Source organism: Candidatus Eisenbacteria bacterium (genome assembly GCA_016867495.1).
Taxonomy (GTDB): domain Bacteria; phylum Eisenbacteria; class RBG-16-71-46; order CAIMUX01; family VGJL01; genus VGJL01.
Genome location: VGJL01000086.1, coordinates 1 through 10692 on the forward strand (window position 1 = coordinate 1; position 10692 = coordinate 10692).

The following is a 10692-nucleotide window of genomic DNA, read 5'->3' on the forward strand; positions in this document are numbered from 1 at the left end:
CTCGAGATCTCACACCGGTTCCCGATCGCTTCCCTCGCCTCCTCCCGGCATCCACGTCGCTTCCCTCCTTCTTCTCCGCCGATTCTGCATTCTCGGGGATCGCTTGTCATCCGTCGGAGTTCAGGCGGCGTCCTATGCTATGCTTCCCGCATGCGCTCTGCGCAGGGGACGCCGCACAGGAGGCCCGACTCCGGGGGCCCGCTCTCCGGGCAGCGTTCGACCGAGAGGACGCTCGTCCTGCTCGGGATCCTCCTCGTTCTTGCGGGAGGGATACTCGCTTACTCGAACTCCCTGAGCGGCGGCTTCTTCTTCGACGATCATGTCTCGATTGTCGAGAACCAGAACATCCGCGACCTGTGGCCTCTTGCCCGGGTCGTGAATGCCCCGCCGGATCAGCCGATCGCCGGACGCCCGCTGGTCGCGGTCACCCTCGCCTTCAATTACGCAATCAGCGGCCTCGATGTGTGGAGCTATCACCTCTTCAATCTGGCGGCGCATCTCCTGGCCGGACTGCTTCTCTTCGAGATCCTGCGAAGGACGCTGTCGCTGGGGCCCGGGCGCCATCGCTTCTCGCGCAGGGCTGTGCCTCTCTCTGCAGCCGCAGCCTTCCTCTGGACGATCCATCCGCTGCAGACGGAATCGGTGACCTACATCGTCCAGCGGGCCGAGGCGATGGTCGGCTTCTTCTATCTGCTCACGATCTACGGGCTGATCCGAGGAACGACGGCCGCCGGCGCGCGCCCCCGCCGGGCATGGCTCGTGGCGGGAGTCATCTCCTGCGCCCTGGGCATGCTGACCAAGGAGGTGATGATCACGGCCCCGATCATCGCCTTCCTCTACGATCGGATCTTTCTCTCCTCGTCGTTCCGCGAGGTCGTGAGGAAACGCGGGTGGTTCCATGCGGGGCTCGCGGCGACCTGGTCGATCCTCCTCGTCATCATCGCCAGCGCGCCCCGGGGCGGCACGACCGGCTTCGACATGGCCGGCCTTGGGCCCATGGAGTACGCGCGCAGCCAGTTCGGCGTCATCCTCCACTATCTCCGGCTCTCCTTCTGGCCCCACCCGCTGGTCCTCGACTATGGATGGAAGGTGGCGCGCTCGGCGAGCGAGATCGCTCTGCCGGCGGCCGCGATCCTCGTTCTTCTTCTGGCGACGCTCCAGGCCCTCAGGCGGCGGCCGGCCCTTGGATTCATCGGCGTCTGGTTCTTCGCGATCCTCGCGCCGACATCCAGCATCATCCCGATCCAGGATCTTTGCTTCGAGCATCGAATGTACCTTCCGCTCGCGGCGGTCATCACGCTCGCGGTCCTCGGAGCCTACGCGGCCGGTGGAGCCGTTCTCCGGCGCCTGGGCCGGGGATCGTCGCGATCGCTGGGCTGGGGACTGGGGATCTGCCTCGTTCTAGGGTCGGGGGCGCTTCTCGGCGCGCACACCCATGCCCGCAACCGCGACTATCACGACGAGGTGAGCTTCTGCCGCAGGGAAGCGATCCTGCGACCCGACAACTGGAGAACGCACCGGAATCTCGGGATGGCGCTCGTGCGCGTCGGCAGGCTCGCGGAGTCGATCCCCTTGTTCGAGAAGTCGATCGCCCTGCGGCCGAACAACGCGATCGCGCACTGCAATCTCGGCAACTCCCTCGCCCTTCTCGGCCGGCCCGAGGATGCGATGAGCCACTACAAGGAAGCGATCCGCCTGAAGCCGGCCTACGCCGAGGCCTACGCGAACCAGGGAAGGCTGCTGGCGGAGCAGGGACAGCGGGTCGAGGCGGTCGAGTCGTACGAGCGGGCTCTTCAGATCCGGCCGGATCTCTTCGACGCGCGCCTCTTCGCCGCGCACCTCCTCGCATCCCTCGGGCGGGATGAGGCGGCGCTGCGGCACTATCGCTCCGCCGTCTCCCTGCGGCCCGCCCACATCGGCGCCCGAAACGGCCTGGCGTGGCTGCTGGCGACGAGCCCGATCGATGCGATCCGCGACGGCCGGCAGGCCGTCGCTCTGGCGGAGGCCTTCTGCGCCGAGACGGGATTTCAGGATCCCTCCCTCCTCGACACCCTGGCCGCGGCGTGCGCCGAGAGCGGCCGCTTCGAAGACGCCGCCCGCTGGCAAGGCGAGGCGATCAGGAGGGCCCGCTCGGCCGATCCGCCGAGGGGAGATCTCGACGATCTCGCCGCACGCCTGGCCCTCTACCAAGGGGGGAGGCCGTTCCGGCGCGGCACCGGTTCCCCATCCTAGGAGAGACACCCCGACGGAAACCCGAACAATGGGCGGAATTGGGTGTCGAGTAAATGGTTTTCATACAACGGATTATAGACTCCTTGCGAGGCGCGGTCCCGGCTCGAGAGCCGGCCGGGCTCGTTCGGCCGGGGGATGAGCGCGCCGCCAATCCATTTTGCGGCAATAATATTCGGCCCTTGACCAGTCCGTTGTGACGCTGCTATACTCAATAACCGAAGGATGGATGGAAGGCATGACCAGACATCCGGTTCACCGTCGTTGAGGGTCTTACCTTCTCGCGATGGGCAACAGGTGGGTTGTCGTCCGCAAGTTGTCGTGCAGGGATGACGGGGGCGATCGACCCAACGGGGAAAGGAGCATCGCAGATGCGTTTGGTATTGCTTGGGCTTCTGGCCATCGCAGTGGTCGGTCTCGCTCAGGCTGCTGAGGTCAAGACGCCTATTCATCAGCAGCTGCCTGAGGGATCGAGAATCGGCATCTACTGCAACTTCGAGTACATTGACAGCGCGTTCTACCAGGATCCGCTCATTGCCTGGGGGAACGCCCTCGATGTCGGCCCGCGGGACTGCCTGTCCTATCTGGACTTCTACCACTACGGTTATGGCTTCCCCGGTCCGTACAACTACTACATCTGGGTCTTCGACTGGACGACCTGCACGCCGCTCTTCCAGTCGCCCATGCTTCAGGCTGCCGACGCCGCCGGCGCCCCGATCGAGGAGATCGTCTATCTCTGCGACTTCGGTTGGCATGCCGCGGGTCCGATCTTCATCGGCATCGAGCCGCTGAGCTGCGCGGCTCCGAATGACTGCTATCCGGACATCATGTTCGACTACACCGACCCGATCGATGGGTGCGGCGCGCTCGTCGATCCGTACGCGGTTCCGCCCACGTGCTTCACGATCACCGCTGGCGGTATTCCGCTGGACTTCCTCCTTGGCGTCATCGTGGGCGAGTGCCCCCCGCCGATCGCGACGGAGAGCACGACTTGGGGCGCCGTGAAGGGGCTCTACAAGTAGCCTAGGTTCATCGAATCGATGCGCCTGACATGGCGATGGGGCACGAGGCCTTCGGGCCTCGTGCCTGTTTTTCTCATCCTGCTCTGTCTAGCCGCGGGCGTTGGGATTCCTGAAAGTCTTGCGGCCGAGACGGAGCCACCTCCCGTCCGTATCCTCCTCATCACGCTCGACGGCGCCCGCGCGGACATCCTCTCGCATCCCGAGTCCTGTCCCAATCTCAGTAGCCTGGCCCGGACTGGCATCGTCCTCGACGGGGCCACCGCGCCATCGCCTCAGTCCTTTCCCGCCATCGCATCTGCCATGACGGGGCTCTATCCAGGCGGCAGCGGAGTCATCGATGACTACTCGGCCCCCCTGAGCCAGGGAGTCGAGACGCTGGCGGAGATCCTCAGGGCGATGGGGTGGCGCACGGTCGCATTCCCCGCCGACTATCTCTGCCACTCGCGGAGCGGTATCGGCCAGGGGTTCGATGACTTTCGCCAGCTCTCACCCGGCTTCTCGGACGGCGCAAGGGTCGACAGCGTCCTTGCAGCCCTCGGCGCCCAAGAGCAGGGCAGATCCTTCCTCTGGGTCGCCTTCACGACAGCCATCGAGCACCCCTCCTGGGATCGCCACCTGGGGAGCGGGTCGGCGGACTCGACCGCCTACCTCGAGAAGATCACGAAGCTCGACGCCGAGATCGGGCGTTTGCGCGCGGGCCTGGGGCGTCTTGGCCTGGAGGATGGAACGCTCATCGTGTCCATGGGCACCACAGGCGAAGCGGTCCCGGGCTGGACTGGGTCGGGAGAAGATCCCGAGCGGCCGGCTCTCACCGGTCACGGCCTGACTCTCAGCGAGGAGTCGATCCGCGTCCCGTGGATCTTCAACTGGCCCGGGAGGGCCCTTGGCCCGTCGGATCGCCCGGCCGTCTCGTCCTGGGTCTCGACGATCGACTTGCTCCCCACCCTGGTCGAGATCGCGAAGGGGAGCGCGCCGAAGGGGCTGGACGGGATCTCCCTCGTGCCCGCGCTCCGCGGCGGGCGACTTCCGGATCGAGTCCTCTTCCATGAAGCCCATCCCGGGCGGACAACGGGTTGGGGACCTCGAGTCGCGGCGCGCGGATCCTCCCTGGCGCTTCTCTCCTACGGCGGTAGATCCGCGCTGCGCGAGATCCGGAGAGGCGCGACTCGGGAGCGGCGAGACGACGAGGCCCGCCTGCTGCTCGAGGCGTTGCGGAGGCGGTATCCGCATGCCCTGCCCCCATCCGGATCGCCGGTCGATCGGGACAGCCTCTTCGCGGCGGAGAATCGGGAGATCCGGGGGCTTCTCGACGCGCGTGGCGTGGCCGCTGATGGGGAAGGAGCCCGGTCGGAGGCGAGCGTCGTCTCCCTCGCGCGGGCCTTCCCGGAAAACGGGCTGCTCCAGATCGAGCGCGCCCTGTTCGCTCTCTACAGCCAGAGGGAGAAGCCCGCGGCGTTTCTTCTCGATTCGCTCCTGGCGGCGCGGCCGGACTTCTACGAGGCTCAAGCCCTCTTCGTGGAGCACATGATCTTCTTCCGCCGCTATGATGCCGCGATCGAGCATCTGCAGAAAGCCTCCGCCTCGCCCATGTTCGAGTCGGATCGCCTGTGGCGGCTCGGCGCGATTCAGATCGCGGCGAAGAAGTACAACGAGGCGGCTCAGACCTACGCGCTGGCAAGATCGGTCGGGGCCTCTCCGGGGACGCGGTGGAGGCTCTTCGAGCAATACGCATCTACGCTGCACCGTCATGAAGTGGAGATCGAGAGCCACCCGGAGAACACGGCTGCCAAGGTGGAGCAGGGGAAGATTCTCGCCGAGCTGGGCCTCTTCCGGGACGCCTACATGCACTTCAACCAGGCGCGGATGACTCGGGAAGGGGATCCGGAGCCCGAGTACTGGCTGGGACACACGCTCATGATCGAGGGGAGGGCCACGCACGCGATCATCGCCTATCAGCGCGCCCTGGAGCTGGATCCGGGCCGCGTCGACGCGCGCGTCGAGCTCGCCTACGCGCAGATCCAGATCGGGCAGCGCGACGCGGCGTTGCAGAACCTCGAGACCGCGGTCTCCTCGGGAACGACCGACGCATGGGCGCACTACAATCTCGCCTGCCTGCTCGCAAGCAAGGGGGACGGGCAGAAGGCCCTCGGGGAGATCGACGTCGCCCTGCGCAAGGGATTCACCCGCCGCGATCTCCTGGAGACCGACCCCGATCTGGAATCCATCCGAGCCGAGCCGCGCTTCCTCGAGATCCTCTCGACTCTTCGCTGATCCGCCCGACTTCGGGATGCGATCGCTCTTCTTGACCCGGCTGGCGACGGATTCTAGGCTGGTGGAGCGCTGATCCACCCTGGGAGGTACCCATGGCCAATCCGCTCAACTGGATCCTGATCGTCGCCGGCGCGATCATGATCCTGATCGAGGTCGTGCTGGGGGCGGTCGCAGGCTTCGACTTCCTTCTCTTGGGCTCCGCGGTCCTGCTGGGCGGCCTGCTCGGGGTCGTCACCGGCAACGGACTGGTGGGGCTTGCCGCCGCGGGGGTTCTCTCGCTCCTCTACGTCCTGCTGGGCCGCAAGAAGATCCGTAGCCGGCTGCGCCGGCCTTCCATTCCCTCCAACACGGACGCGTTGATGAACAGGATCGCCATCGTGATCGAGCCGATCGGCGCCGACCATCCCGGCCGCGTCCGATCAGAGGGAGAGGAGTGGCTCGCCCGCCTGGCGGACGAGAGCGTGGGGGAGATCGAGAGCGGCCGCAGGGTGCGCGTGTCGCGGATCGACGGCGTGACCGTCTACGTCGCCCCCGCCGGAGCGGGGGATTCGACCGGAGGTGTGAGTCCATGAGCCAGAGTGGATCGATCATCATCATCGCCTTCTTCGCCTTCATCCTGCTGATCATCCTCGCGAGAAGCGCGCGCATCGTGGCGCAGTACGAGAAGGGACTGATCCTGCGGCTGGGCAAGTACCACGCGACGGTCGGCTCGGGACTGACGTTCCTCACCCCCCTGGTCGACGAGCTGCTCAAGGTCGACATGCGCGAGCAGGTGATCAACGTCGATCCGCAGAAGGTCATCACCCGCGACAACGTCACTGTCATCGTGGACGCCGTGATCTACTACCGAGTGATCGACCCCGTCCGGGCGAAGTTCGAGGTGCAGAACTTCGCCCTCGCCGCAACGACGCTGGCCCAGACGAACCTGAGGAACCTGATCGGAGACAAGAGCCTCGATGAGACCCTGGTGGCGCGCGACATGATCAACACCAACCTGCGCACGGTGCTGGACGAGGCGACAAATAGCTGGGGGGTCAAGGTCACGCGCGTCGAGGTCCAGAAGATCGATCCGCCCGTCGACATCACAGAGGCGATGAGCCGTCAGATGAAGGCCGAGCGCGACAAGCGCGCCGTGATTCTCGAGTCGGAGGGGATGCGCCAGAGCGAGATCCTGAAGGCCGAGGGTTTCAAGACGGGTGAGATCTTGAGGGCGGAGGGGGACGCGCAGGCCAAGCTCACGCGCGCTTCCGCCGAAGCGAAGGCGATCGAGATGGTGGCGACCGCCGCGGAGAAGTTCTTCCACGATCGAGCGGCGCTCTCGAAGCAGCTCGATGTCCTGCGCGAGACGCTCGGCCAGAACGTGAAGTATGTGATTCCCGGCAACGCCGATCTGGTCACGGTCCTCGGCCTGGATTCGCAGACCTCCCCGGCGCTCATTCCCATGAGGAAGGGACAGGGAGGAGGAGGCTCCGCGGGCGCCGGCCCGGGATCGTCCGCGCCTCACCCCGGACGTGTCTGACGGCGAAAGACAGGCGCCCTCGCGCCGCACGCGCCCGCAGGCGCCCGCAGGCGCCCGCACGGAGAGCGCCCGCTTCGCCGGCTGAGTGACAGGGCGCCGGCTCAGTCGGGCACTCTCCGTGCGGCTTGATTGTCGGGATCCCGCCGGTTCCCGAAGCCCCGCGCCGCGAACGCGAACATAGCGGGGCGAAGGGATCCGGCGGGGTCCCGGGACGCTCCAGGTGGAGCGCTGCTGGCCCGCTGAGCTCGCGGCCGCTCACACCCCGCGCCCGCACGGAGAGCGCCCGCTTCGCCGGCTGAGTGACAGGGCGCCGGCTCAGTCGGGCACTCTCCGTGCGGCTTGATTGTCGGGATCCCGCCGGTTCCCGAAGCCCCGCGCCGCGAACGCGAACATAGCGGGGCGAAGGGATCCGGCGGGGTCCCGGGACGCTCACGGTGGAGCGCCGCTGGCCCGCTGAGCTCGCGGCCTGTCGCTCAGCGAGCGAAGCGGGGCCCAGCGCGACACACAGGGCGCCGCGGAATCGCAGGACGATCCTGTCTCATTCGCGGTCCCCTATACCCAGTGCTCGCCGGAGCGCCACTGCTCCCAGAGGCGCTTGAACCGGGGCGCGTAGATCCAGTCGTAGAGGTAGGCGCGTTCGGGCATCAGCCTCTTGCAGAGACGCCTGACGTCGCTCGCGGCGATCTGGATGTCGATGAGAGGCAGATCGCTGTAGAGGATCAGGGCGCAGACTCGGTCCGCCGCGCGCTGGATCTCCGCGTCTGGCCGCTCGTCGCTGCGGGGCGACCCAAGCTCCCTCCTGTCTCCGGGTCCATCATTCATGACCTGCTCGGATGGCGCGTCGGCCCGTCGATCAGGACAGCCGACTCAGTCTCCCCTGCGAAGGATCACCGGCGATCGCCCGCCGGCGCCGAAGAAGTCGGCCGCGCTCGCCTGATTCAGAGCGATCTCGATCCGGTCCGTCGACGCGGCGAAGACGAGGATCGCGCCCACCGGAACATCCCCATAGGCGCGGACGAAGGGAGCCGTCTCGCTCCGCTCCGCGACGGCGACCCGGAGGGTCTCTCCGAGCGCGATTCCCAGCGAGTCGAGGTGGCCGGCGGGGATGTTCGTCTGCAGGTTTCCGTAGCGGTCCGCGAAGAGGACCTCGCCGATCAGCCGATCGCCCTCGACTCTCGCGATCGGCAGCTCCAGGCGCACCGGGTCCTTGACGACCGGTCCCGCGTCGGAGAACGGATCGCCGCAGACGAGGTTCCCCGCGGCGGGTCCGAAGATGTCCCTTCCGTGGAAAGTCGCCGAGATCGGGCCGCTCCTCATCCAGTCGCGATTCGTGATCTCGCGATAGGCGCTCGGGCCCATCTCGCGCTCGACGACCGTGAAGATCCCGTTGTCTGGGCCCACGAACCAGTTCCCTTTCGCGCTCTGGAGGACCAGGGGACGGCGGGTCGTGCCGACCCCGGGATCGACGATGGCGACGAAGACAGTGCCGTCCGGGAACTCCCGCGCGGCATCCCAGAGGGCATAGGCCGCACGCCTGACGTCGTACTCCGGGATCTGGTGCGTGAGGTCGATGATATTGGCCGTCTGGCAGGACGTCAGGATCGCTCCCTTCAGCGCGCCGATGTAGAAGTCCTGCTCACCATAGTCGGTGAGCAGGGCGACGATCCCGTTCGGAGGCCTCCAGCAAGTGCCGACCGGCGGGGGCTGAGAGATCGCTTCCCTCCCGCCGAGGAGGAGGATGAGGAGAAGCTTGAGGCGGATCGCCGCGCGCGCGGCGGACGGGATGACGCGCTCGCCGGGTTCAGTCCGGCCCAGGATTCGATATGCCATGTCTCGCTCCCTCCGGGCCTACCAGTACTCCTCCACGTGGATCGTGCCGATGCGCCCGGGCGAGTCCTTCTCGAATCGGCGCTCGATGAGACGACGGATCGCCTCATCGATCATCGCCGGATTGCCGCAAAGGAAGACGTGGTAGCGCTCGGGCGAGAGCGAGAGGCCCGTCTCCCGCTCGATGAGATCGGAGAAGAGGATCTCCTGAAGGTAGCCCGTGGGGCCCTTCCAGGATGGATCGTCAGCCGCGCGGGAGACCACAGGGATGTAGGTGAAGTTCGGACAGCGCAGGGCGAGCGCCGAGAGCTCCGCCCTGTAGCCGAGGTCGGGGGAGCGGCGGGCTCCGTGCAGGACGACGAAGCGCCGCGTTCCGCCGCAGACAAGCTCCGAGCGCAGCATGCTCACGTAGGGAGCGAGCCCTGTCCCGGTCGCCGCAAGAAGAACGTGGCGGTCCGGCGGAACACGCGCGAGCGTGAAGACCCCGGTGGCCTTCGTGCCGACGTAGATCCGCGCGCCGGCAGGAAGGGCGAAGAGGCGGGGCGTCAGCTCGCCGCTGGGCACGAGGCTGATGTAGAACTCCAGGTACTCGCCGACGCGGCTCGAGGAGGCGATCGAGTAGGCCCGCCGGATCATCTGTCCGGCGTCGCCGGGCGAGGCCTCCGGATCCGCCTCGGTCACCCGCGGCTCTCCCTGCTTGAGGCCCAGGACCGTGTACTGCCCCGCCGTGAAACCGAAGGATGGATCATCCGGCGTGACGCGCAGGATCGTGAGCCACGACCCGATGTCGGTCTTCTTCGTGGCGGTGGCGTTGTACTCCAGCTCGGGCATTGGACCCCCTCGAACGACTCCCCCGGATCGTCTCGCGCCGGGCATCCAGCGTCAAGACCGCGGGGATAGTCTGGACCGTAGCGAGCGCATCTGCGAAGCTCTCCTGGCGCATCCGCCCGGCCCGGCTCGGTTTGGAGGCACCGGGCCTCGCGGCGCGCCGCTCGCTATTGAGAAGGGGCCGAACCGGACCGGACGATCGCATGCGCCGATGAAATCCACGAACGACAAGAGCGCGGGAGGCGCAATCCGCTTCCTGATCGGTCCCGCAGGCAGCGGCAAGTCCTCATCCTGCCTCGAGGGACTTTGCGCCCATGAGGGGGCCGGGCGCGAAGCGTTCTATCTGGTGCCCGAGCAATCGACCTATCTGGCTGACCGGCAGATGCTCGAGCCGCCCCTGCCCGCGGCGATCCGGCACGTTCGCGCCCTTTCCTTCCGCCGCCTCGCGGCCATCCTGGACATTGGAGGCGAAGGCGGGGCCCCGCGCGCGCTCGACAGGGCCGGGCGGAGGATCCTCCTGCGATCCCTGCTCGACTCGCTCGCCCCGGCCCTGCGCTCCCCCTTCGAGCCGCTGCTCGATCGCCAGGGCTTTATCGACGCCATGATCGGCGTGATCCGGGACCTTCGCTTCGAGGCGGGTTCCTTCGCTGATGCCGACATCGAGCGCATCGGAGCGACTGGCTCGATTCCGCAGGACCTCCAGAGGAAGCTCTCCGCCCTCTCTTCGCTCCGGCGCCTCTACGAGAAGACTCTTGTCGAGAGGAACCTGCAGGACCCCGATCTCGCGCTTCTCGAACTTCCCGAGCGGATCCGGCGCGACCCGATCCAGTGGGCGGGACGGCCCGTCATCGTCGACGGCTTCCTCAGCTTCACGTCCCTGGAGGCGGAGACCCTCCAGCGCATCGCGGAGGCGGGAGCGTCGATGACGATCACGCTCTGCCTCGACGGCGCACTCGCCGGCCTCCTGCCCCTCGTGCCGCCGCCCCCGCCCCCCGG

At 67.1% G+C, this 10692-nt stretch carries 9 protein-coding genes; 6 read left to right on the forward strand and 3 right to left on the reverse strand.

Annotation, left to right across the window (positions count from 1 at the left end; translation table 11 throughout):
- Window positions 1-150 precede the first annotated feature (150 nt).
- The 5 genes from FJY88_08785 to FJY88_08805 all read left to right on the forward strand — a co-directional run bounded on the left by FJY88_08785 (window position 151) and on the right by FJY88_08805 (window position 7041).
- Window positions 151-2232 carry a tetratricopeptide repeat protein gene (locus FJY88_08785; GenBank protein ID MBM3287428.1) on the forward strand — a complete coding sequence of 694 codons (2082 nt, stop codon included), beginning with the start codon at window positions 151-153 and terminating at the stop codon, window positions 2230-2232.
- Between the two features lie 368 nt (window positions 2233-2600).
- Window positions 2601-3251, forward strand: coding sequence for a hypothetical protein (locus FJY88_08790; GenBank protein ID MBM3287429.1), 651 nt, complete (start codon window positions 2601-2603; stop codon window positions 3249-3251).
- 18 nt (window positions 3252-3269) lie between these two features.
- Window positions 3270-5522: a tetratricopeptide repeat protein gene (locus tag FJY88_08795; protein ID MBM3287430.1), complete on the forward strand. Its 2253-nt coding sequence runs from the start codon at window positions 3270-3272 to the stop codon at window positions 5520-5522.
- A gap of 92 nt (window positions 5523-5614) precedes the next feature.
- Window positions 5615-6094, forward strand: a complete 480-nt coding sequence (locus tag FJY88_08800; protein MBM3287431.1) for an NfeD family protein — start codon at window positions 5615-5617, stop codon at window positions 6092-6094.
- Window positions 6091-7041 (forward strand): SPFH/Band 7/PHB domain protein, encoded by a 951-nt coding sequence (locus FJY88_08805; GenBank protein ID MBM3287432.1) that lies wholly within the window; start codon window positions 6091-6093, stop codon window positions 7039-7041. The genes FJY88_08800 and FJY88_08805 overlap by 4 nt, the downstream gene beginning before the upstream one ends.
- 552 nt (window positions 7042-7593) lie before the next feature.
- On the opposite strand, the gene FJY88_08810 is transcribed toward FJY88_08805, so the two are convergent.
- From FJY88_08810 to FJY88_08820, 3 genes are read right to left on the reverse strand one after another with little or no spacing between them, the layout of a single operon-like run.
- Window positions 7594-7863 carry a hypothetical protein gene (locus tag FJY88_08810; protein ID MBM3287433.1) on the reverse strand — a complete coding sequence of 90 codons (270 nt, stop codon included), beginning with the start codon at window positions 7861-7863 and terminating at the stop codon, window positions 7594-7596.
- A 45-nt stretch (window positions 7864-7908) separates the two neighbouring features.
- Entirely contained in the window at window positions 7909-8871 is a 963-nt protein-coding gene (locus FJY88_08815; GenBank protein MBM3287434.1) for an SAM-dependent chlorinase/fluorinase, read from the reverse strand.
- Between the two features lie 18 nt (window positions 8872-8889).
- Window positions 8890-9744 (reverse strand): ferredoxin--NADP reductase, encoded by an 855-nt coding sequence (locus FJY88_08820; GenBank protein ID MBM3287435.1) that lies wholly within the window; start codon window positions 9742-9744, stop codon window positions 8890-8892.
- A gap of 163 nt (window positions 9745-9907) precedes the next feature.
- On the opposite strand from FJY88_08820, the gene FJY88_08825 reads away from it, so the two are divergent.
- Window positions 9908-10692, forward strand: a 785-nt coding sequence (locus FJY88_08825) for a hypothetical protein (GenBank protein ID MBM3287436.1), incomplete at its 3' end; no start/stop codon positions are given.

Bases quoted from the DNA above. Each gene is read 5' to 3' on its own strand.
- FJY88_08785 (MBM3287428.1), top strand. From the start codon at position 151: ATGCGCTCTGCGCAGGGGACGCCGCACAGGAGGCCCGACTCCGGGGGC.
- FJY88_08790 (MBM3287429.1), top strand. From the start codon at position 2,601: ATGCGTTTGGTATTGCTTGGGCTTCTGGCCATCGCAGTGGTCGGTCTC.
- FJY88_08795 (MBM3287430.1), top strand. From the start codon at position 3,270: ATGCGCCTGACATGGCGATGGGGCACGAGGCCTTCGGGCCTCGTGCCT.
- FJY88_08800 (MBM3287431.1), top strand. From the start codon at position 5,615: ATGGCCAATCCGCTCAACTGGATCCTGATCGTCGCCGGCGCGATCATG.
- FJY88_08805 (MBM3287432.1), top strand. From the start codon at position 6,091: ATGAGCCAGAGTGGATCGATCATCATCATCGCCTTCTTCGCCTTCATC.
- FJY88_08810 (MBM3287433.1), bottom strand. From the start codon at position 7,863: ATGAATGATGGACCCGGAGACAGGAGGGAGCTTGGGTCGCCCCGCAGC.
- FJY88_08815 (MBM3287434.1), bottom strand. From the start codon at position 8,871: ATGGCATATCGAATCCTGGGCCGGACTGAACCCGGCGAGCGCGTCATC.
- FJY88_08820 (MBM3287435.1), bottom strand. From the start codon at position 9,744: ATGCCCGGCGCGAGACGATCCGGGGGAGTCGTTCGAGGGGGTCCAATG.